Origin of the sequence: Streptomyces sp. NPDC053367 (assembly GCF_044545925.1) — a bacterium.
Taxonomy (GTDB): domain Bacteria; phylum Actinomycetota; class Actinomycetes; order Streptomycetales; family Streptomycetaceae; genus Streptomyces.
The window spans coordinates 485,405-506,908 of sequence record NZ_JBITYN010000005.1 but is presented as its reverse complement, the minus strand read 5'-3'; the positions used below and the strand labels follow the sequence as shown (position 1 = coordinate 506,908).

20 protein-coding genes are annotated in these 21,504 nt (G+C 72.8%); 8 read left to right on the top strand and 12 right to left on the bottom strand.

Features of this window, described 5'->3' with window-relative positions:
- Nucleotides 1-93: 93 nt before the first annotated feature.
- From ACIGXJ_RS17705 to deoC, 3 genes are read right to left on the bottom strand one after another with little or no spacing between them, the layout of a single operon-like run.
- On the bottom strand, nucleotides 94-987 hold the full coding sequence (locus ACIGXJ_RS17705) for an aldehyde dehydrogenase family protein (RefSeq protein ID WP_399645849.1): 894 nt from the start codon (nucleotides 985-987) through the stop codon (nucleotides 94-96).
- On the bottom strand, nucleotides 980-2,416 hold the full coding sequence (locus tag ACIGXJ_RS17700; protein WP_399645847.1) for an aldehyde dehydrogenase family protein: 1,437 nt from the start codon (nucleotides 2,414-2,416) through the stop codon (nucleotides 980-982). Before ACIGXJ_RS17700 ends, ACIGXJ_RS17705 begins: the two co-directional genes overlap by 8 nt.
- 5 nt (nucleotides 2,417-2,421) lie before the next feature.
- A complete protein-coding gene (deoC, locus tag ACIGXJ_RS17695; protein WP_399645845.1) occupies nucleotides 2,422-3,381 on the bottom strand; it encodes a deoxyribose-phosphate aldolase in 960 nt (319 codons plus the stop codon).
- A gap of 270 nt (nucleotides 3,382-3,651) precedes the next feature.
- Between deoC and ACIGXJ_RS17690 the strand changes: the two genes are divergently transcribed.
- Nucleotides 3,652-4,284, top strand: a complete 633-nt coding sequence (locus tag ACIGXJ_RS17690) for a PH domain-containing protein (RefSeq protein WP_399645843.1) — start codon at nucleotides 3,652-3,654, stop codon at nucleotides 4,282-4,284.
- A 49-nt stretch (nucleotides 4,285-4,333) separates the two neighbouring features.
- Entirely contained in the window at nucleotides 4,334-6,007 is a 1,674-nt protein-coding gene (locus ACIGXJ_RS17685; protein WP_399645840.1) for a hypothetical protein, read from the top strand.
- Between the two features lie 141 nt (nucleotides 6,008-6,148).
- On the opposite strand, the gene ACIGXJ_RS17680 is transcribed toward ACIGXJ_RS17685, so the two are convergent.
- The 3 genes from ACIGXJ_RS17680 to ACIGXJ_RS17670 all read right to left on the bottom strand — a co-directional run bounded on the left by ACIGXJ_RS17680 (nucleotide 6,149) and on the right by ACIGXJ_RS17670 (nucleotide 9,235).
- Nucleotides 6,149-7,780, bottom strand: a complete 1,632-nt coding sequence (locus tag ACIGXJ_RS17680) for a phospho-sugar mutase (RefSeq protein WP_399645838.1) — start codon at nucleotides 7,778-7,780, stop codon at nucleotides 6,149-6,151.
- A 74-nt stretch (nucleotides 7,781-7,854) separates the two neighbouring features.
- The gene (locus ACIGXJ_RS17675) at nucleotides 7,855-8,679 is read right to left on the bottom strand and encodes a purine-nucleoside phosphorylase (RefSeq protein ID WP_399645836.1); all 825 of its coding nucleotides are present in this window, start codon (nucleotides 8,677-8,679) and stop codon (nucleotides 7,855-7,857) included.
- 118 nt (nucleotides 8,680-8,797) lie between these two features.
- Nucleotides 8,798-9,235: a gamma-glutamylcyclotransferase gene (locus ACIGXJ_RS17670; protein WP_399645834.1), complete on the bottom strand. Its 438-nt coding sequence runs from the start codon at nucleotides 9,233-9,235 to the stop codon at nucleotides 8,798-8,800.
- Between the two features lie 117 nt (nucleotides 9,236-9,352).
- Here ACIGXJ_RS17670 and ACIGXJ_RS17665 point away from each other — a divergent pair, with 117 nt between their 5' ends.
- Nucleotides 9,353-10,798 (top strand): NAD(P)H-quinone dehydrogenase, encoded by a 1,446-nt coding sequence (locus ACIGXJ_RS17665; RefSeq protein ID WP_399645832.1) that lies wholly within the window; start codon nucleotides 9,353-9,355, stop codon nucleotides 10,796-10,798.
- 128 nt (nucleotides 10,799-10,926) lie between these two features.
- On the top strand, nucleotides 10,927-11,886 hold the full coding sequence (locus ACIGXJ_RS17660; RefSeq protein ID WP_399645829.1) for a DeoR/GlpR family DNA-binding transcription regulator: 960 nt from the start codon (nucleotides 10,927-10,929) through the stop codon (nucleotides 11,884-11,886).
- 127 nt (nucleotides 11,887-12,013) lie between these two features.
- On the opposite strand, the gene ACIGXJ_RS17655 is transcribed toward ACIGXJ_RS17660, so the two are convergent.
- On the bottom strand, nucleotides 12,014-13,786 hold the full coding sequence (locus ACIGXJ_RS17655) for an acetyl/propionyl/methylcrotonyl-CoA carboxylase subunit alpha (protein WP_399645826.1): 1,773 nt from the start codon (nucleotides 13,784-13,786) through the stop codon (nucleotides 12,014-12,016).
- Nucleotides 13,787-14,147: 361 nt separating this feature from the next.
- Between ACIGXJ_RS17655 and ACIGXJ_RS17650 the strand changes: the two genes are divergently transcribed.
- Nucleotides 14,148-14,579: a hypothetical protein gene (locus ACIGXJ_RS17650; protein WP_399645823.1), complete on the top strand. Its 432-nt coding sequence runs from the start codon at nucleotides 14,148-14,150 to the stop codon at nucleotides 14,577-14,579.
- A 9-nt stretch (nucleotides 14,580-14,588) separates the two neighbouring features.
- Here ACIGXJ_RS17650 and ACIGXJ_RS17645 read toward each other — a convergent pair whose 3' ends face one another.
- Nucleotides 14,589-15,197 (bottom strand): Maf family protein, encoded by a 609-nt coding sequence (locus ACIGXJ_RS17645; RefSeq protein ID WP_399645819.1) that lies wholly within the window; start codon nucleotides 15,195-15,197, stop codon nucleotides 14,589-14,591.
- 43 nt (nucleotides 15,198-15,240) lie between these two features.
- Complete coding sequence (gene mmpB, locus ACIGXJ_RS17640; RefSeq protein WP_399645817.1) at nucleotides 15,241-15,369, bottom strand: morphogenic membrane protein MmpB; 129 nt, start codon at nucleotides 15,367-15,369, stop codon at nucleotides 15,241-15,243.
- 139 nt (nucleotides 15,370-15,508) lie between these two features.
- Between mmpB and ACIGXJ_RS17635 the strand changes: the two genes are divergently transcribed.
- Nucleotides 15,509-16,618, top strand: a complete 1,110-nt coding sequence (locus ACIGXJ_RS17635) for an SGNH/GDSL hydrolase family protein (RefSeq protein WP_399645815.1) — start codon at nucleotides 15,509-15,511, stop codon at nucleotides 16,616-16,618.
- A gap of 4 nt (nucleotides 16,619-16,622) precedes the next feature.
- On the opposite strand, the gene ACIGXJ_RS17630 is transcribed toward ACIGXJ_RS17635, so the two are convergent.
- Nucleotides 16,623-16,832: an acyl-CoA carboxylase epsilon subunit gene (locus ACIGXJ_RS17630; RefSeq protein WP_399645812.1), complete on the bottom strand. Its 210-nt coding sequence runs from the start codon at nucleotides 16,830-16,832 to the stop codon at nucleotides 16,623-16,625.
- 9 nt (nucleotides 16,833-16,841) lie between these two features.
- Nucleotides 16,842-18,437: an acyl-CoA carboxylase subunit beta gene (locus ACIGXJ_RS17625; protein ID WP_399645810.1), complete on the bottom strand. Its 1,596-nt coding sequence runs from the start codon at nucleotides 18,435-18,437 to the stop codon at nucleotides 16,842-16,844.
- Nucleotides 18,438-18,547: 110 nt separating this feature from the next.
- On the opposite strand from ACIGXJ_RS17625, the gene ACIGXJ_RS17620 reads away from it, so the two are divergent.
- Nucleotides 18,548-19,405: a biotin--[acetyl-CoA-carboxylase] ligase gene (locus ACIGXJ_RS17620; protein WP_399645808.1), complete on the top strand. Its 858-nt coding sequence runs from the start codon at nucleotides 18,548-18,550 to the stop codon at nucleotides 19,403-19,405.
- Between the two features lie 161 nt (nucleotides 19,406-19,566).
- Nucleotides 19,567-20,679, top strand: a complete 1,113-nt coding sequence (locus tag ACIGXJ_RS17615; RefSeq protein WP_399645805.1) for an adenylate/guanylate cyclase domain-containing protein — start codon at nucleotides 19,567-19,569, stop codon at nucleotides 20,677-20,679.
- Between the two features lie 26 nt (nucleotides 20,680-20,705).
- On the opposite strand, the gene ACIGXJ_RS17610 is transcribed toward ACIGXJ_RS17615, so the two are convergent.
- Complete coding sequence (locus ACIGXJ_RS17610) at nucleotides 20,706-21,395, bottom strand: hypothetical protein (protein ID WP_399645803.1); 690 nt, start codon at nucleotides 21,393-21,395, stop codon at nucleotides 20,706-20,708.
- Between the last annotated feature and the right edge of the window lie 109 nt (nucleotides 21,396-21,504).

Here is a 21,504-nt window from a genome sequence, read left to right as displayed (position 1 = left end):
GGTGTGCCCTGAAGGGGCGCGGGGAGCTGTGCGACCCGTCACGGACGACCCGCGGTCGCCGGCGGTCGGCAGCTCCCCGCCGCTCCGCATCGCTCAGTAGGCGGAGCCCGACGCGCCGAGGCTGCCCGTCGGGTGCCAGACCGTCTTCGTCTCCAGGAACGCCGTCATACGGTCGGTCCCCGCCGGCGCGGCCCAGTCGTCCACAGGCTGTGGACGCAGCACGCGCTTGAGGTTGTCGGCCGCGGCGATCTCCAGCTCCTTCGCCAGGACCTCGTCCGCGCCCGCCAGGTCGATCGCGTTGACGTCCTGGTGGGCGGCGAGGGGCGCCGCGATCTCGGCCGTACGGCCGGACAGCACGTTGACGACGCCGCCCGGCAGGTCGGAGGTGGCCAGGACCTCGCCGAGGGAGAGGGCGGGGAGCGGGGACTTCTCCGAGGCGATCACGACGGCGGTGTTGCCGGTGGCGATCACCGGGGCGATCACCGACACCAGGCCCAGGAACGACGACTCCTGCGGGGCGACGACCGCGACCACGCCCGTCGGCTCCGGGGAGGACAGGTTGAAGTAGGGACCGGCGACCGGGTTGGCGCCTCCCACGACCTGGGCGATCTTGTCGGTCCAGCCCGCGTACCACACCCAGCGGTCGATCGCCGCGTCCACCTGGGCGGCCGCCTTGGACTTGGACAGGCCCTCGGCGTCGGCGACCTCGCGCACGAACTGGTCCCGGCGGCCCTCCAGCATCTCGGCGACGCGGTAGAGGATCTGGCCGCGGTTGTACGCCGTGGCACCCGACCAGGCCCCGAAGGCCTTGCGCGCGGCGACGACCGCGTCACGGGCGTCCTTCCGCGACGAAAGGGGCGCGTTGGCCAGCCAGTTGCCCTTGGAGTCGGTCACTTCGTACACCCGGCCGCTCTCGGAACGGGGGAACTTGCCCCCGACAAACAGCTTGTAGGTCTTGAAGACGGAGAGTCGGGTCGGTTCAGACATCGAGGTACGCCTCCAGGCCATGGCGGCCGCCCTCGCGGCCGAAGCCCGACTCCTTGTAGCCGCCGAACGGCGAGGTCGGGTCGAACTTGTTGAACGTGTTGGACCAGATCACGCCCGCCCGCAGCTTTCCGGCGACGGCCAGGATGCGCGAGCCCTTCTCGGTCCAGATGCCGGCCGACAGGCCGTAGGGCGTGTTGTTGGCCTTGGCGACGGCCTCGTCGGGCGTGCGGAACGTCAGTACCGACAGGACCGGGCCGAAGATCTCGTCGCGGGCGACGGTGTGCGCCTGGGTGACGTTCGTGAACAGCGTCGGGGCGAACCAGTAGCCGGCCTCGGGGATCTCGCAGGCCGGGGACCAGCGCTCGGCGCCCTCCGCCTCGCCCCGCTCGACGAGGGTGGTGATCCGGGCGAGCTGCTCCTCGGAGTTGATCGCGCCGATGTCGGTGTTCTTGTCCAGCGGGTCGCCGAGGCGCAGGGTGGAGAGCCTGCGCTTGAGGGACTCCAGCAGCTCGTCCTGGATCGACTCCTGGACCAGCAGCCGGGAACCGGCGCAGCAGACCTGGCCCTGGTTGAAGAAAATGCCGTTGACGATGCCCTCGACGGCCTGGTCGACGGGGGCGTCGTCGAAGACGATGTTGGCGCCCTTGCCGCCCAGTTCCAGGGTGACCTTCTTGTGCGTGCCCGCGACGGACCGGGCGATCTGCTTGCCGACGGCCGTGGAGCCGGTGAAGGCGACCTTGTTCACATCCGGGTGCGCGACCAGCGCGGCGCCCGTGTCGCCGTACCCGGGAAGGATGTTGACGACGCCCCTGGGCAGGCCCGCCTGGCGGCAGATGTCCGCGAAGAACAGGGCCGACAGCGGGGTCGTCTCGGCCGGCTTCAGGACCACCGTGTTGCCGGTGGCCAGCGCCGGGGCGATCTTCCACGCCAGCATCAGCAGCGGGAAGTTCCACGGGATGACCTGGCCGGCCATGCCCAGCGGGCGCGGGTTCGCGCCGAAGCCGGCGTGGTCGAGCTTGTCGGCCCAGCCCGCGTAGTAGAAGAAGTGCGCGGCGACCAGGGGCAGGTCGGCGTCGCGGGTCTCCTTGATCGGCTTGCCGTTGTCCAGGGTCTCCAGGACGGCCAGCTCACGGCTGCGCTCCTGGATGATCCGGGCGATGCGGAACAGGTACTTGGCGCGCTCCGAGCCCGGCAGCGCCGACCACTTCCCGAAGGCCTTGCGGGCGGCCTGCACGGCACGGTCGACGTCGGCCTCGCCGGCCTGCGCGATCTCCGACAGCACTTCCTCGGTCGACGGGGAGACGGTCTTGAAGACCTTGCCGTCGGCCGCCTCGGTGAACTCGCCGTCGATGAACAGGCCGTAGGACGGGGCGATGTCGACGACCGAGCGGGACTCGGGAGCGGGGGCGTATTCGAAGGGGGAGGTCATGTCGATCAGTCCACCGTCACGTAGTCGGGGCCGGAGTAGCGGCCGGTGGCCAGCTTCTGGCGCTGCATGAGCAGGTCGTTCAGCAGCGAGGAGGCGCCGAAGCGGAACCAGTGGTTGTCCAGCCAGTCCGCGCCGACCGTCTCGTTGACCAGGACCAGGAACTTGATCGCGTCCTTGGTGGTGCGGATCCCGCCGGCGGGCTTCACACCGACCTGGACGCCGGTCTGGGTACGGAAGTCGCGTACCGCTTCCAGCATAAGGAGCGTGTTGGCGGGGGTGGCGTTGACGGCGACCTTGCCGGTGGACGTCTTGATGAAGTCCGCGCCCGCCAGCATGCCGAGCCAGCTCGCCCGGCGGATGTTGTCGTACGTCGACAGCTCGCCGGTCTCGAAGATGACCTTGAGGCGGGCCGCCCCGCAGGCCTCCTTCACCGCGACGATCTCGTCGTGAACCTTCAGGTACCGGCCCGCGAGGAACGCCCCGCGGTCGATGACCATGTCGATCTCGTCGGCACCCGCGGCGACGGCGTCGCGCACGTCGGCCAGCTTCACGTCCAGGGCGGCGCGGCCGGCCGGGAAGGCGGTGGCCACCGAGGCGACCTTCACGCCGGAACCGGCGACGGCCTCCTTGGCGGCGGACACCATGTCGGGGTAGACGCAGACCGCGGCCGTGGTGGGCGTGGAGCGGTCGGTCGGGTCGGGGAGGACCGCCTTGGCGCCGAGCGCCCGGACCTTGCCCGGGGTGTCCGCGCCTTCCAGCGTGGTGAGGTCGACCATCGAGATGGCGAGGTCGATCGCGTACGCCTTGGCGGTCGTCTTGATGGAACGGGTGCCGAGGGAGGCGGCGCGCGCCTCCAGGCCGACCGCGTCGACGCCGGGCAGCCCGTGGAGGAAGCGGCGCAGCGAGGTGTCTGACGACGTCACGTCCGAGAGGGCGTGTGCTGCGGTGGGTGCATTGGTGGGCATGGTCACCAGACGAGCATATCTACGCGCGTAGCGGCTGTACAGGGGGCGAGGTCGCGCCATCTCGCCGTGGGGGTATTCGCCCGGTTTGCGAGTGCGGCCCGTGCCTGGCCGGTCGCGCAGTTCCCCGCGCCCCTTCAGGGCGTGTCCCCCAGGGGCGCGGGGAACTGCGCGAGCAACCCACGGTCACCGGTGGCGGCGCATGCCCACAGGCCCCCACGGCGAAGAGGCGCCCGGTCAGCCGCCGGAGGCAGGCGCGGCATAATCGCGGGCATGACCACCAACGACCGGATCTACCGCTCGCCCATGGCCCTCGTCGGCGGCGTGCTGCTGCTCGCCCTCGCCGGATGGCTCGGCATCGACGCGCTGATCCGGGGCGAGGGCCGCACACCCTGGCTCGCCCTCGCCGCTCTGCTCACCTTCGTGCCGCTCGTCGTGGCCTACACCCTCAGGCCCGCCGTCTTCGCCGGCGAGGACCGTCTGCGCGTGCGCAACCCGCTGCGCGTCGTCACCCTGCCCTGGGGCGAGGTCGCCTCCCTGCGCTCCGGCTACACCAACGAGGTCGTCGCCAACTCCGGCGACAAGTACCAGCTGTGGGCCGTCCCCGTCTCCCTGCGCGGCCGCAAGCGGGCCGCCCGCCGCCAGCAGCGGCGGGACGCCCAGGCCGCCGCGGCCAAGGCGGGCAAGCGGGTGCGGGGCAGCGCCTTCGGGCCGGCCGCCGACCTGGACGAGGGGCCGCTGCGCGACGAGGGCGACAAGATCATGGAAGAGCTGCGCGCCCTGCAGGAGGCCCGCGGCAAGGCGGCGACCTCGCAGGGCGAGGTGACCGTGCGCTGGGCGTACGAGATCATCGCGCCGGCCGTCGTGGGCGCGGTGCTGCTCGCGGTGCTGTCGGCGCTCGGGTGAGCCTCACCACAGGTACAACCAGGCCGGGTTTTCACCCGTCTGACCTTCGATGACTACGAACGCCGACATCGAAGGTCCCCTGCCGCTGCCCGCCGGTCTCGTGCCCGAGGGCTGTCCGGCCTGGGGCACCGAGGGGGCGCGCCGCTGGCAGGCCGCGCTCGCCCCGCGCTGGGTGCCCGCACGGGCGTCCGACGCGGCGAACTTCGCCCTGCTCGTGGCCGCGCTCGCCGCGAGCGGCGCCCTGGGCCTGTACGCCGGCCTGCCCGGGTGGGCGGCCGCGCTCGCCGCGCTGCACCTGGTGTGGCTCACCCTGAGGCCCGAGGCGGTGGCGGTGGCCGCGCCGGTCACGGCCGGTTCTGTGCTCCTGCAGACGCAGGCGCCGCTCGCTGTGCGGCTCGGCCTGGCCGTCGCCCTCGCCGGGGCGTGGGGCCTCGTCCTCACGCGGCTGCTCGCGCGCCGACGGCAGCGGGCCGCGGCGGAGGCGGCAGCCGGGGGAGCGAGGGCTGTGGTGCCGGATGCGGCGGGGAAGGTCGTGCGCGGGCGGTTCCTGATCGGGGCGGGGGTGCTCGTCGCCGTGGCCGGGGCCGCGCTGTTCGCCGTCCGGGACGTCTGGGAACTGGCCGAGGACCGGCAGGTCACCCCGGCCCTGGCCTGCTGCGTGATGGGCCTGGGCGCCACCGTGGTGCTCTCCGGTGTGCTGGCCCGCCGCCGTGCGTCCGCCCTGCGCTCCCGGCCCGTGCCGGTGCTGCGGGTGCTGGTGCGGGAGGGCGCCGACGTGGACACGTACGTCTTCGCCGCCGACGACCGCGCCGCCCGGCACCCGCTGTTCACGATCGCCACGGCGGTGCCCGACGAGGACGACGAGGACGACGACTCCCCGGACTCCGCGGGCGACGAGGGCTCCCCGGACGACGAGGACGACGAGTGGCAGGCCGTCCTCGACCGGCTCGACGCCGAGGAGCCCGGACCGCTGCGGGAGGCCGTCCTGTACGGCGCGCCCTGGGACGGCGCCGAGGTGGTGGTCGTCAGCGCCGCCGAGACGCCGGACGAGCCGCCCGTCACCGAGTGCTCGACCGGGCCGGTCCGGCCGCTGTCGGCGTATGCCGCCCGGCGCCGGGCGGCCCGGCAGAAGCGGGCCGTGGCGGACGAGGCCGCCGACCGGCAGCGCCTCGACGACCTCGCCGCGTCCGTGACGGGCGGGCAGGTGCGGCTGTGGCGGGCCGGGCTGCGGGACCGGCTCTCCCTGCTGGTCTTCCTGGCGATCGCCTGCGTCTTCGTCTGGGACGAGCACGGGTGGCCGCGCTGGCTGACCGGGGCGTTCGTCGCGGCCGTGGCTTACGGCCTGGCGCCGCACATGGTCGCCTGGTACGTCGTCGCCGACCGCGAGGGCCTGTGGCTGGACGGCCTGCGGGGCCCCCGGCACATCCCGTGGGAGCAGCTGCGGCGGGTGAAGGCCGACAAGCAGCAGCTGGCCATCGACAGCACCGACCGGGACTTCGCGCAGTGGACCCTCAACGGCAACCGCTGGCGCCGTCTGGAGCGCCGCCTCGGCCGGGTCCACCGCCACGACCGCATCGCCGCGGAAATCACGGCCCTGTGGAAGGACCCGGCCAAGCGCCCGACCGAAGCCGCCGTCCCCCGCCGCCGAGGCGGCCCGCGGTGGCCGTACGGCCTGATCGCGGCGGTCGGCTGGACGGCGCTGCTGCTGTTCGTGCTGCCGTAGGGCTTCCCGCCGCCCGGGAATCACCCGATGGGCCGCCCTCCGGCCGAGTGAGGGCGCCCGGGGGCGGACACGGCCGTGGGGCGCCCCCGGACGGAGGGGCGCCCCACGGGCACGGGTGGCGGCCGAGGCCGGCGGGCCGGGTCAGATGCCGGCCGCCGCCGACAGGTCGCGCTTGATGGCGGTGAGCAGGTCGGTGGCCCTGGCGCGGGCCGCGGGCAGCTCGGCGTGCGCGGCGACCGGGACGACGACCTCCAGGTAGCACTTGAGCTTGGGCTCGGTGCCGCTGGGGCGGACGATGACGCGGGCGCCGTCGAGGGTGTAGCGCAGGCCGTCGGTGGGCGGGAGCGTCTCCGTACCCCGGGTGAGGTCCTCGGCGCGGGTGACGGCCAGGCCCGCCAGCTCGGTCGGCGGCTGCTCGCGCAGGCGCCGCATGGCGTCCGCGATGAGGGACAGGTCCTGCACCCGCACGGAGAGCTGGTCGGTGGCGTGCAGGCCGTGCTCGACGGCCAGGTCGTCCAGCAGGTCCGGCAGGGTGCGGCCCTGCTCCTTCAGCTCCGAGGCCAGCTCGGTGATCAGCAGGGCGGCGGTGATGCCGTCCTTGTCGCGCACGCCCTCGGGGTCGACGCAGTAGCCGAGCGCCTCCTCGTAGCCGTAGCGCAGGCCCTCGACGCGGGCGATCCACTTGAAGCCGGTGAGGGTCTCCTCGTGGGGCAGGCCCGCCTTCTCGGCGATCCGGCCGAGGAGGGAGGAGGAGACGATCGACTCGGCGAAGGTGCCCCGGGCGCCCCGGGCGACCAGGTGCGCGGCGAGCAGGGCGCCGACCTCGTCGCCGCGGAGCATCCGCCAGCCGGCGCCGTCCCTGACCGCGACGGCGCAGCGGTCGGCGTCCGGGTCGTTGGCGATGACCAGGTCGGGCTCCACCTCGCGGGCCTTGGCGAACGCCAGGTCCATCGCGCCCGGCTCCTCCGGGTTGGGGAAGGCGACCGTCGGGAACGCCGGGTCCGGCTCGGCCTGCTCGGCGACCAGGACCGGCTCGGGGAAGCCGGCGCGGGCGAACGCGGCCAGCAGCACGTCCTTGCCGACGCCGTGCATGGCCGTGTAGACGGTCCGGGCGGTGCGGGCCGACCCCTCGGCGAGGACGGCGTCCGTGCGGGCCAGGTAGGCGTCCAGGACGGCGTCGTCGAGCACCGTCCAGCCGCTGTCCGGGCGGGGCACGTCCGCGAGGGCCGCGATCGCGTCGATCTCGGCGGCGATCTCCGCGTCGGCGGGCGGCACGATCTGCGAGCCGTCGCCGAGGTAGACCTTGTAGCCGTTGTCGCGGGGCGGGTTGTGGCTGGCGGTGACCTCGACACCCGCGACCGCGCCGAGGTGCCTTATCGCGAACGCGAGCACGGGCGTGGGCAGCGGGCGGGGGAGCAGCACGGCCTTCAGGCCCGCGCCCGTCATCACGGCCGCCGTGTCCCGCGCGAAGTCGGCGGACTTGTAGCGGGCGTCGTAACCGATGACGACCGGGCCACCGGTCCGGCCCTTGCCCTTGAGGTAGCCGGCGAGGCCGGCGGCGGCGCGGATCACGACCGACCGGTTCATGCGCATCGGGCCGGCACCGAGCTCACCGCGCAGACCGGCGGTGCCGAACTGCAGGGTGCCGCTGAAGCGGGCCGTCAGCTCGGCGACGTCCTCTGCGTCGACGAGCGCGGCCAGCTCCTCGCGGGTCTCCGGGTCGGGGTCCTCGGCCAGCCAGGCCTGGGCCCGTGCGATGAGATCGTCGGTCACGTGCGGTCAACCTCTCGTGTGATGGGGAAAGGGGTGGCCCTCGGACCGCGGCCCGGGCCCACCCCTGGTGCGACTCAGATCCGGCCGAGCACCTGGGCCAGCAGCGAGCCCATCCGGGCGGCCGAGTCACGGCCGGCCTGGAGGACCTCCTCGTGGTTCAGCGGCTCACCGGTCATGCCCGCGGCGAGGTTGGTCACCAGGGAGATGCCGAGCACCTCGGCGCCCGCCTCACGGGCCGCGATGGCCTCCAGGACCGTCGACATGCCGACCAGGTCCGCGCCGATGACCCGGGCCATACGGATCTCCGCCGGGGTCTCGTAGTGCGGGCCGGGGAACTGCGCGTAGACGCCCTCCTCCAGGGTGGGGTCGATCTCCTTGCACAGGGCGCGCAGCCGCGTGGAGTACAGGTCCGTCAGGTCGACGAAGTTGGCGCCGACGATCGGGGACGTCGCCGTGAGGTTGAGGTGGTCGCTGATGAGCACGGGCTGGCCCGGGCGCATGCCCTCGCGCAGACCGCCGCAGCCGTTGGTGAGGACCACCGTCTTGGCGCCGGCCGCGACCGCGGTGCGCACACCGTGGGCGACGGCGGCGACGCCGCGGCCCTCGTAGTAGTGGGTGCGGCCCAGGAACACCAGGGCGCGCTTCTCACCGATCTTGTACGAGCGGACCTTGCCGCCGTGCCCCTGGACCGCGGGCGCCGGGAACCCGGGCAGCTCGGTGACCTGGAACTCGGCGTCGGGCTCGCCCAGGGCGTCCACGGCCGGAGCCCAGCCGGAGCCCATCACGAGGGCGACGTCGTGGGACTCGGCGCCGGTCAGTTCGCGCAGGCGAGCGGCGGCGGCGTCGGCGGCGGCGTACGGGTCGCCCTGGATGTCGTCCGGAAGAAGAGATGCGTTCACGTGGATGAGCGTAGCGGCTTCTCGCCTACGCGCGTAGATGACAGAGCTCACGGGATGGCGATCGTTGTCTTGTCGTTTCCCACGAACGGCGGGGGAGGCGGCGTTCAGGGCGCTGTTCTCAGCAGGGCCGCTTCCTCAGCTCCATCACATAGTCGTGCGGCGCCCCGGCCGACTCGGCCGCGTCGGCGACCTCGCCCAGGTAGCGGGCCGACGGCAGGCCGCCCTCGTAGGCGTTGAGGACGTACGCCCAGGCGGACTCCTCGCCGTCCAGGGTGTGGACGCGGACCCGCAGGCGGCGGTAGATGCCGAGGCCGACGCCCTCCCAGCGGTCGAGGGAGTCCTCGTCCATCGGGGCGATGTCGTACAGGGCGACGAAGACCTGGGCGAACGGGTCCTCGACGATCGTGGCGAGGGCGCCCTCCCAGCCGAGCTGCTCGCCCCCGAAGGTCAGCCGCCACCCGTTCAGCCAGCCGGTGGCGCGCAGCGGCGAGTGCGGGGCGCGGCGCGTCATGAGCCGCGGGTCGAGGTTGCCGGCGTACGCGGCATAGAGCGACATGGGGAGAGGGTACGGCAGCGGGGAACTCACACCACCGCGGTCCCGGGGCGTCCCCTTTGTAACGGACGCACCACGCCCGCGCCCCCGGGGCGGTGGCACCTTCGGGGGTGCGGGACAATGGGGTACGTGACTCGGATCGTGATCATCGGTGGCGGACCCGGCGGATACGAAGCGGCCCTGGTGGCCGCTCAGCTCGGCGCGGAGGTGACCGTCGTCGACTGCGACGGTCTGGGCGGGGCGTCGGTGCTGACCGACTGCGTGCCGTCGAAGACCCTTATCGCAACGGCCGAGGTGATGACCACCTTCGACTCCTCCTACGAGGAGCTGGGCATCATCGTCGCCGACGACACGCCTCCGCTGGAGCGGGCCGCCCGGGTCGTCGGCGTGGACCTGGGCAAGGTCAACCGGCGGGTGAAGCGGCTCGCGCTCGCCCAGTCGCACGACATCACCGCCGCCGTCACCCGGGCCGGCGCCCGCGTGCTGCGCGGCCGGGGCCGTCTGGAGGGCATGCAGGCCCTGGACGGCTCCCGCAAGGTCGTGGTCACCGCCGCCGACGGCACCGAGGAGACCCTCACCGCCGACGCCGTGCTCATCGCGACCGGCGGCCACCCGCGCGAGCTGCCCGACGCCCAGCCGGACGGCGAGCGCATCCTGAACTGGACGCAGGTCTACGACCTCGACGAGCTGCCCGAGGAGCTCATCGTGGTCGGCTCCGGCGTCACCGGCGCCGAGTTCGCCGGCGCCTACCAGGCCCTCGGGTCCCGGGTCACCCTCGTCTCCTCCCGCGACCGCGTGCTGCCGGGCGAGGACCCCGACGCCGCCGCCGTCCTGGAGGACGTCTTCCGCCGCCGCGGCATGAACGTCATGGCCCGCTCCCGCGCCCAGTCCGCCAAGCGCGTCGGCGACCGCGTCGAGGTCGCCCTCGCCGACGGCCGCGTCATCACCGGCTCGCACTGCCTGATGGCGGTCGGCGCCATCCCCAACAGCGCGGGGATGGGCCTCGAGGAGGCCGGCGTGAAACTGAAGGACTCCGGTCACATCTGGACCGACAAGGTCTCCCGGACGACCGCCCCCGGCGTGTACGCCGCCGGTGACGTGACGGGTGTCTTCGCGCTCGCCTCCGTCGCCGCGATGCAGGGCCGTATCGCCATGTACCACTTCCTCGGCGACGCGGTGACCCCGCTGAACCTCAAGACGGTCTCCTCCAACGTCTTCACCGACCCGGAGATCGCCACCGTCGGCTACACCCAGGCCGACGTGGACGCCGGGGTGATCGAGGCCCGGGTGGTGAAGCTGCCGCTGCTGCGCAACCCGCGCGCGAAGATGCAGGGCATCCGCGACGGCTTCGTCAAGATCTTCTGCCGGCCGGGCACCGGCATCGTGGTCGGCGGCGTGGTCGTCGCGCCGCGCGCGTCGGAGCTCATCCACCCCATCTCGCTCGCCGTCGACAACAACCTGACGGTCGAACAGATCGCGAACGCGTTCACCGTCTACCCCTCCCTGTCCGGCTCGATCGCCGAGGTGGCGCGGCAGCTGCACACCCGCAAGACCGGCGACGCGTAAGGGTTTTGGCGCCCGCGAGGGCGACGGGATACGCCCGTATACCACTTCCCGTCGCCCTGTGCGAACAACTTCTGTTATTCGGCGCAAACTGCTGAAACCAGACGGTCGTCGGGGTTACTGTCAGTTTCGTGTTCGCTGCAGAACGTCGCCAATTGATCCTCGAAATGGTGCGAGCCAACGGGGCAGTGTCGCTCCGTGAACTCGCCCGCGTCGTCCAGACCTCCGAAGTGACCGTACGACGTGACGTGCGGGCACTGGAGGCAGAAGGACTCCTCGACCGCCGGCACGGCGGTGCGGTGCTGCCGGGCGGACTCACCCGCGAGTCCGGCTTCCCGCAGAAATCACATCTCGCGACCGCCGAGAAGACCGCGATCGCCGATCTCGCCGCGAACCTCGTCGAGGAGGGCGAGGCCATCGTCGTCGGGGCCGGGACCACCACCCAGGAGCTCGCCCGCCGGCTCGCCCGGATCCCCGGCCTGACCGTCGTCACCAACTCCCTGCTCGTCGCCCAGGCGCTGGCCCACGCCAACCGTGTCGAGGTCGTGATGACCGGCGGCACGCTGCGGGGCTCCAACTACGCCCTCGTGGGCTCCGGCGCCGAGCAGTCCCTCCAGGGGCTGCGGGTGTCGCGCGCCTTCCTCTCCGGCAGCGGTCTCACCGCCGAGCGCGGGCTGTCCACGTCCAACATGCTCTCCGCGTCCGTCGACCGGGCGCTGGTGCAGGCCGCCGCCGAGGTGGTCGTGCTCGCGGATCACACCAAGCTGGGGACGGACACCATGTTCCAGACCGTGCCCACGGACGTGATCACCCGGCTCGTCACCGACGAGCCGCCCGCGCACGACGACCGTGCGGCGACCGAGCTGCAGGCGCTGGCCGATCAGGGCGTGCAGATCGCGGTGGCCGGCGGGCCGGGAAACGGGGTCCCCGCCGGGGGTGAGGCCGCCGGCGTACGCCCCCAGCGGCGGGACGTGCCGCTGCCGGCGCCGAGGCGCGGGGCGGCGGCGTCCCTGCGCGCAGGCGTGCTGAACGAGCAGGGGGCGTCCGTGGAGCAGCGCGCTGCTCGGGTGGCCGACATGCGGCGGCGGTGAGTTCCCGCTCGCCTCTCGCCGTGGCGCCTGCCGCTGCTGTGCGTCTCGCCGTCCGTCGTGGCTGAACGCGCAGTTCCCCGCGCCCCCTGAAAGACAGGCAGGCACGGGGAACCGGTGCTGAAAAGGATCAGTCCTTGATCTCGCAGATCGCCGCGCCCGAGGTGACGGACGCGCCGACCTCCGCGGTCAGGCCCTTGATGGTGCCGGACCTGTGGGCGTTGAGGGGCTGTTCCATCTTCATGGCCTCCAGGACGACGACCAGGTCGCCCTCCTGGACCTCCTGGCCCTCCTCGACGGCGATCTTGACGATCGTGCCCTGCATGGGCGAGGCGAGGGTGTCGCCGGAGGCGACCGGGCCGGACTTCTTGGCCGCGCGGCGCTTGGGCTTGGCGCCCGCCGCGAGGCCGGTGCGGGCCAGGGACATGCCGAGGGAGGACGGCAGGGAGACCTCGAGGCGCTTGCCGCCGACCTCGACGACGACCGTCTCGCGGCCCGCCTCCTCGTCCGTGTCGGTGTCGGCCGGCGCGGCGAAGGGCTTGATGTCGTTGACGAACTCGGTCTCGATCCAGCGGGTGTGGACCGTGAACGGGTCGCTGGAGCCGGTCAGCTCGGGCGCGAACGCCGGGTCCTTGACCACCGCGCGGTGGAACGGGATGGCTGTGGCCATGCCCTCGACCTGGAACTCCTCCAGCGCACGCGCGGCACGCTGCAGGGCCTGCTCACGGGTGGCGCCGGTGACGATCAGCTTGGCCAGCAGCGAGTCCCACGCCGGGCCGATGACCGAGCCGGACTCCACGCCCGCGTCCAGCCGGACGCCCGGACCGGACGGCGCGTCGAAGCGGGTGACCGTACCCGGCGCGGGCAGGAAGCCGCGGCCCGGGTCCTCGCCGTTGATGCGGAACTCGAAGGAGTGGCCGCGCAGCTCCGGGTCGCCGTAGCCGAGCGCCTCGCCGTCGGCGATGCGGAACATCTCGCGGACCAGGTCGATGCCGGCGACCTCCTCGGTGACCGGGTGCTCGACCTGGAGGCGGGTGTTGACCTCCAGGAAGGAGATCGTGCCGTCGAGGCCGACGAGGAACTCCACCGTGCCGGCGCCGACGTAGCCGGCCTCCTTCAGGATGGCCTTGGAGGCGCGGTACAGCTCGGCGACCTGCTCGTCCGAGAGGAAGGGCGCGGGGGCCTCCTCGACGAGCTTCTGGTGGCGGCGCTGCAGCGAGCAGTCACGGGTGGAGACCACGACCACGTTGCCGTGGGTGTCGGCGAGGCACTGGGTCTCGACGTGGCGCGGCTTGTCGAGGTAGCGCTCGACGAAGCACTCGCCGCGGCCGAAGGCGGCGACCGCCTCACGGACGGCCGAGTCGTAGAGCTCCGGCACCTCTTCGAGGGTGCGGGCGACCTTCAGACCGCGGCCACCGCCGCCGAAGGCGGCCTTGATGGCGATCGGCAGGCCGTGCTCCTTGGCGAAGGCCACGACCTCGTCGGCGCCGGAGACCGGGTCCGGGGTGCCCGCGACGAGCGGGGCGCCCGCGCGCTGGGCGATGTGCCGGGCGGCGACCTTGTCACCGAGGTCCCGGATGGCCTGCGGCGGCGGGCCGATCCAGATCAGCCCGGCGTCGATGACCGCCTGGGCGAACTCGGCGTTCTCGGAGAGGAAGCCGTAGCCCGGGTGGATGGCGTCGGCCCCGGACTCCCGGGCGGCGTTCAGGATCTTGTCGATGACGAGATAGCTGGTGGCCGGGGTGTCACCGCCCAGGGCGAACGCCTCATCCGCCGCGCGGACATGCAGAGCGTCCCGGTCCGGGTCGGCGTAGACGGCCACGCTGCCGATCCCGGCGTCCCGGCATGCACGGGCCACGCGGACAGCGATTTCGCCACGGTTGGCGATGAGCACCTTGCGCACGATTGAGGCTCCCTCCTTGAAACAAGCCGAGTTTAGGGACTGCCGACACGGCAGTTCGACCCGTCCCCAATGGTGAGCTGTGCCACACGGAGCGTGATGCGAGGCGTGCTCCACCCGTGAAATCCCTTGTCGTACCTCGGTACGCAGGACTTCTCCGGGCAACCCTAGCCCTCTCGTGTGGCCAAGGTCTCTGTGCGGGCGTGCTGCGGCCCACTCTGATTCTTTGTCGAGTCCCTACGAATGGCCCAATGATTCTTTGCCCGGCACCGAACCCTTGTCCGCTGGTTTACCCGTTAGTAGCGTTCGCGGTGGCTCGAACGTCGCGTTCGGAAGAGGGTGGGGACCCGTGGTGCGCAGACCTGTGGCATGGCTCTTGGCGCTCGTCCTGCTCCTGGAGGGCCTCGTGATCGCCGCGGTCAACTGGTTCCTCGGAGTGGTCGTCGAACGTCAGCGCATGTCCATGGGCGGCCTCGACCCGGACGTGATGTCCCTGGCCTCGAAGGGCGGCGGAATTCTGTTCGGTCTCTACTTCCTGCTGTGCGCCTACGTCGCCCTGCTCGTCGCGCTGCGGGATCGCGCGCCCGCGGGCTTCGGGCGTGTCGTGCTGGTCAGCGCGGCGGTCGTGCACGGACTGCTGGGCGCCCTGACCTGGGGTCTGGTGGGCCTGGGCGCCTTCCTGTCCATGGTCGCCGTACTGGCCCTGATCGTCCTGCTGCTGATGACGTACGACGCCCAGGGCGCCCGCGAGGAGAGCGCGGGCCCGGAACCCACGGGTGAGGCCGCGCCCGCGTAGTGACGGGGATCAGGTCCACAGCTCGGTGATGGAGACCCCCAGCCGGCCGAGCAGCCGGCGCAGCAGGGGCAGGCTGAGGCCGATGACGTTGCCGTGGTCGCCGTCGATGCCGTCGATGAACGGGGCCGAGCGGCCGTCGAGGGTGAAGGCGCCCGCGACATGGAGGGGTTCCCCGGAGGCGACGTACGCGGCGATCTCCTCATCGGTGGGCTCGCCGAAGCGGACGACCGTGGAGGCGGTCGCAGAGGCGTAGCGGCCGGTGTCCGTGTCCCAGACGCAGTGGCCGGTCTGCAGGACGCCCGCGCGGCCGCGCATGGACTTCCAGCGGGCGGTGGCCTCCTCGGCGTCGGCGGGCTTGCCGAGGGCCTGTCCGTCGAGTTCGAGCACCGAGTCGCAGCCGATCACCAGCGCGCCCCGCGCCTCGGGCCGGGCGGCCACCACGGAGGCCTTGGCCTCGGCCAGGGCGAGCGCCAGTTCGGCCGGCGTCGGCGCGCTGACGGCGTCCTCGTCGACGCCGCTCACGATCACCTCGGGGGCGAGCCCTGCCTGGCGCAGCAGCCCGAGCCGGGCGGGGGACTGGGAGGCGAGGACGAGTCGGCGGCGCGGCTGATCAGTCATGCCGCCAGCGTATCGGCGCGGTCCGCCGGTGGCAGGCCGTGTCTCACCTCAGGCCGATCGCGATCATCGCCAGCACCATGGCCACGGCCATGAGAACGCCCAGTCGCCGCAACATCGCCTGCATCTCACGCAGTTCCTCGGGCGGCTCGTTCTCCGGGTCGGACCACAGCATGACCGCAATGGTCCGGCCGGCGGCTCGGGCGGCGCCTGAGTACGCGTACTCAACTTCAGCAAACGGGACTCTGGTTCTGTTAGTCTAATGGCACTTCGGTTCCATTAAGATTCTTCGTCAAGGCCGGGAGGGCCCTGCCGTGTTCACCACCGTCTGGACCGCGTCACCCCAGCTCCCCAGCGAGGGCTTCACCCCCAACTGGTCCCGCGAGGGGTTCTGGCGGCAGTCCCTGCGCCAGGTCGTCCGGCTCTCCGGAGGGGGAGAGCGGGTGCGGATACGGCTGTCCCACGCCTACGGCACCTCACCCGTGCGGGTCGCGGCGGCGAGTGCGGGGCGGGCCGGGGAGCCGGGCTCGCTGCGGCGGCTGACCTTCGCGGGAGCGGCGGGCGCGGAGATCCCCGCCCGCGGCGAACTCGTCAGCGACCCCGCCGAACTCGCCGTCGGCGCGGGGGAGTCCCTCGCCGTCACCCTGTACTTCGACGGCGCGACCGGGCCCGCGACCTTCCACGCGCAGGCCTTCACCCGCAGCTACCGCGGCGAGGGCGACCTCACGGCCGCCGCCGACGGCTTCGACGCCGCCACCGAGTCCTGGTACTTCCTCACCGCCGTCGAGACGGACGCGGGCCGCCGGGACGCCGTCGCCCTCTTCGGCGACTCGATCACCGACGGCTTCGGCTCGACCCCGGGCGCGGACCGCCGCTGGTCCGACGCCCTCGCCGCCCGCACCGGACGGCCCGTGCTGAACGCCGGGATCGGCGGGAACCTGCTCCTCAACGACTCCGCGTGGTACGGCGAGAAGGGCCTGAACCGGCTCTCCAGGGACGTGCTCGCCCACCCGGGCGTGGACACGCTCGTCGTCCTGCTCGGGCTCAACGACATCGGCTTCAGCGAGACCGACGAGCAGCCCACGTACAAGCCGGCGCCGGTCGTGGAGGCGGCGGAACTGATCGCCGGGCACCGTGAGTTGATCCGGCAGGCGCGCGGGGCCGGGCTGCGCGTGATCGGAGCGACCCTGCTGCCGTTCGGCGGCTCGGACCACTGGGGCGAGCACGCGGCGAAGGTGAGCCACGAGCTCAACGAGTGGATCCGCGGCTCAGGGGAGTACGACGCCGTGGTGGACCTCGACCGGGCCCTGGCCGACCCGCAGGACCCCGGCCGGCTGCGGCCCGCGTACGACTCCGGCGATCACCTGCACCCGAACGACGCCGGGTACGCGGTGATGGCCGAAGCCGTCGCGGACGTGCTGTGAGGCCCTACGAGGGCCAGTACGTGCGGGCCCATGACGTCGGCCCCGCCTGGGGCACCCGCCGGCCCGAGATACGGGACGGGTCGGACCAGGAGTCCCTCGGGGCGGGCGCGCCGGACGGCACGGCCGAAGCCGCCGCGGCGCGGGCCCTGACCACCGCCAGGGCGGCGGCCAGCTCCTCGGGGGTCGGGTTGCCCCGTACGACCTTGATCGTCACAGCGGCTCCTTACAGAGGGATGTTGCCGTGCTTCTTCGGGGGCAGGGATTCCCGCTTGGTACGCAGCTGACGCAGGCCGCGCACGATGTGGCGGCGTGTGTCGGACGGGGCGATGACGGAGTCGACGTAACCGCGCTCGGCGGCGATGTAGGGGTTGAGGAGGGTGTCCTCGTACTCCTGGATCAGCCGGGCGCGCACCGCCTCCAGGTCCTCACCGTTCGCCTCCGCCTCGGCGAGGGTGCGCCGGTGCAGGATGTTGACCGCGCCCTGGGCGCCCATCACCGCGATCTGGGCCGTCGGCCAGGCGAGGTTGAGGTCGGCGCCGAGGTGCTTGGAGCCCATCACGTCGTAGGCGCCGCCGAAGGCCTTGCGGGTGATGACCGTGATCAGCGGGACGGTCGCCTCGGCGTAGGCGTAGATCAGCTTGGCGCCGCGGCGGATGATGCCGTCGTGCTCCTGGCCGACACCGGGCAGGAAGCCGGGTACGTCCACGAACGTCAGCACCGGGATGTTGAAGGCGTCGCAGGTGCGCACGAACCGGGCCGCCTTCTCGGAGGCCGGGATGTCCAGGCAGCCGGCGAACTGCATCGGCTGGTTGCCGACGACACCGACGGGGTGGCCCTCGACCCGGCCGAAGCCGGTGACGATGTTCGGCGCGAACAGCGGCTGCGTCTCGAAGAACTCGCCGTCGTCCAGGACGTGCTCGACGACCGTGCGCATGTCGTACGGCTGGTTCGCCGAGTCCGGCACGATCGTGTCCAGCTCGCGGTCCTCGTCCGTGACCGCCAGGTCGGCCTCCTCGGGGAAGGCCGGCGGCTCGGAGAGGTTGTTGGACGGCAGGTACGACAGCAGCTGCTTGACGTACTCGATGGCGTCCTTCTCGTCGCCGGCCATGTGGTGGGCCACACCGGAGACGGAGTTGTGGGTGCGGGCGCCGCCCAGCTCCTCGAAGCCGACGTCCTCGCCGGTGACCGTCTTGATGACGTCCGGGCCGGTGATGAACATGTGCGAGGTCTGGTCGACCATCACCGTGAAGTCGGTGATCGCCGGGGAGTACACCGCGCCGCCCGCGCACGGGCCGACGACCAGGCTGATCTGCGGGATCACACCCGAGGCGTGGGTGTTGCGGCGGAAGATCTCGCCGTACGCGCCCAGCGAGGCCACACCCTCCTGGATGCGGGCGCCGCCGGAGTCGTTGATGCCGATGACCGGGCAGCCGGTCTTCAGCGCGAAGTCCATGACCTTGACGATCTTCTGGCCGTAGACCTCGCCCAGCGCACCGCCGAAGACGGTGAAGTCCTGCGAGAACACCGCGACCGGGCGGCCGTCGACCGTGCCGTAGCCGGTGACGACGCCGTCGCCGTAGGGGCGGTTGGCCTCCAGGCCGAAGTTGGTGGAGCGGTGCCGGGCGAACTCGTCCAGCTCGACGAAGGAGTCCTCGTCGAGAAGCAGGTCGATCCGCTCACGGGCCGTCAGCTTGCCCTTGGCGTGCTGCTTCTCGACGGCACGTTCCGAGCCGGCGTGCGTCGCCTCCTGGATGCGGCGCTGGAGATCCGCGAGCTTGCCCGCGGTGGTGTGAATGTCGATCTCTTCCGGCTCGGACATCGGGATGCGGCTCCCTGCCTGCTCAAAAGGGGGGACGATTACTCATCCGTAGCGTAGTGCTGGGCCTACCGATCGGCAGTGCGGCGTACACCACACCTAGGGTGGCTTGCATGACGCCGCGAGAGCCTTCCGACAACCGCTGGTCCGACCTGGACCGGCCGCCCCTGAACGTCATGTCCCTGCGCCGGGGGCTGATCCGTGAGGGAGGGCTGTGGCGGGCCGTGGACGTCGTCCGCAGCACCGGCTCCACCAACTCCGACCTCGTCGCGCTCGCCGCCGCGGGCAAGGCCGGGGAGGGGACCGTGCTCGTCGCCGAGGAGCAGACCGCCGGACGCGGCCGCCTGGACCGGCAGTGGTCGGCCCCGCCCCGCTCCGGCCTCTTCCTCTCCGTCCTGCTGCGCCCCGCCGAGGTCCCGGTCGCCCGCTGGGGCTGGCTGCCCCTGCTCACCGGCGTCGCCGTCGCCACCGGCCTGTCCCGCGCGGCGGGCGTGGACACGGCACTCAAGTGGCCCAACGACCTCCTCGTCACCGTGGGCGGCGAGGAGCGCAAGGCCGGCGGCATCCTCGCCGAGCGCGCCGGAGACGACATGGTCGTCCTGGGCATCGGCATCAACGTCACCCTCCGCGAGGACGAACTCCCCGTCCCCCAGGCCGGCTCCCTCGCCCTCGCGAACGCCGTCAGCACCGACCGCGACACCCTCCTGCGGGCCGTCCTGCGCGCCCTGGAGGACTGGTACGGCCGCTGGCGCGCGGCCGGCGGCGACCCCGCGGCGTCCGGCCTCCAGGAGACGTACGCGGCGGGGTGCGCGACGCTGGGACGGACGGTCCGGGCGGAGCTGCCCGGCGACCGCTCCCTCGTGGGCGAGGCGGTCGCGGTCGACGGCGACGGAAGGCTGGTCATCGCCACGAAGGAGGGAGTGCAGGAACCAGTAGGAGCAGGAGACATCGTCCACTTGAGACCGGCCTAGGGGATGCGTGGCCGAGGGGCGCGGGGCCGTATCGATGTGCGGCTCCGCCGCGTGGGCGCGATGGGCACACGCAGCCCCGACGCGGCGAAACCCGGCGTAGCGAGGCCGTACAGTTGAGGCCGGTCGATATCTGACCGCGGCAGATCGGAAGGGCAGCAGGCGTGACCGTCGACGACACGGGCTCCGGCAGGGACCCGCAGGGCGCCGACTCCGGCGAGGACCCGCTGGCGCTCCGTCTCGAACAGCTCATCCTGGGCGCCGAGCGCCGCTACACCCCCTTCCAGGCTGCCCGCAGCGCGGGCGTCTCCATGGAACTGGCGTCCCGCTTCTGGCGCGCGATGGGCTTCGCCGACATCGGCCAGGCCAAGGCGCTCACCGAGGCGGACGTGCTGGCGCTGCGCCGGCTGGCCGGTCTGGTGGAGGCGGGGCTGCTCAGCGAGGCGATGGCCGTGCAGGTGGCCCGTTCCACCGGGCAGACCACGGCCCGGCTGGCCGAGTGGCAGATCGACTCCTTCCTGGAGGGCCTGACCGAGCCGCCGGAGCCGGGCATGACCCGGACCGAGGTGACGTATCCGCTGGTCGAGCTGTTGCTGCCCGAGCTGGAGGAGTTCCTGGTCTACGTCTGGCGCCGGCAGCTGGCCGCCGCGACGGGCCGGGTCGTGCAGGCCGCCGACGACGAGGAGATGGTCGACCGCCGGCTCGCCGTCGGCTTCGCCGACCTGGTCGGCTTCACGAGGCTCACCCGCCGCCTGGAGGAGGAGGAGCTCGGCGAGCTGGTCGAGGCCTTCGAGACGACCGCCGCCGACCTCGTGGCCGCGCGCGGCGGGCGGCTGATCAAGACGCTCGGTGACGAGGTGCTGTACGCCGCGGACGACGCGGGCACGGCGGCGGAGATCGCGCTGCGCCTGATCGAGACGATGGCGAACGACGAGACGATGCCGGAACTGCGGGTGGGCATCGCCTTCGGCACGGTCACCACCCGTATGGGCGATGTCTTCGGCACGACGGTCAACCTGGCCTCCCGGCTGACCTCCATAGCCCCGCGTGACGCCGTGCTCGTCGACAGCGCCTTCGCCGAGGAGCTGATCCGCACCGGTGAGGCGCCCGCCTCCGAGACGGAGGCCGCGGAGGCGGCGGCCGCCGCGGAGAAGGAGGGCGAGGAGCCGCCGGTCTACCGGTTCGCGCTCCAGCCCATGTGGCAGCGGCCGGTCCGCGGCCTCGGCGTGGTCGAGCCGTGGCTGCTCACCCGCCGCGAGGGCGCGCCCACGGCGTGACCACCGCGCGCCGCCCGTACGGCGTGTCAGTGCTCGTCGTCCAGTACGCACAGCCCGATGACCGGGAGGCACAGCCCCGGCGGCGGCGTCGGCCGGTCGGTGGCCGGAGGGGGCGAGGACGGCTGCGGGGCGGTGGTCGACGTCGGCTGAGGGGCCGGGGAGCGGGTGTCCGAGGGCGGCCCCGCGGTCGGCCGGCCGGTCCCGGACGTCGGGGTGCTCGGCGCCTGCGGGATGCCGGTGGCGGTCGGTACGGGCGCGACGGGCGCCTCGGAGACGCCGCTCGCGGAGCGCGACGGTACGGCGGCCGGAGCCCCGGAAGGTGTTCCGGCGGCGCCCGGCACCGGGGAGGAGCCGGCCCCGCCGAGCGGGACGGTCGCGGACGGGCTCACCCGCGGCACGGTGGTGACGGTGGCCCCCGCGTTCGTCGCCCGCTCGGTCCCCCGGTACGGATCGATCCGCGGCTCGGCCTCCGCCGTCCCCGTCCCTAGCCCCCCGATCCCGGTGTCCGGCGCCATCCGCACCAGGCTCAACGCCCCCGCCGCCAGCGCCAGTCCACCCACCGCCAGCACGGCCCTCCGGGGCCTCGGCCGCCGGTGCCGGCCCCGCGGCCGGACGGGTCCGGCGGGGACGGAGGCGCCCTCGGCCGTGGTCCGCGCGGTCCTGCCGCCGGTCCCTGTGTCCCTGGTCCCTGTGTCCCCGGTCGTGTCGTCCGTCATCGTGCCGCCTCCCCGATGCGCTCGCGCCCCCGTGCGCCGTGGGCGTGCACGCTATGCGCTCCGGCGGCGCGGGGCGGGGGAGTCGACCGGATGTCACTCGAACGGGTTG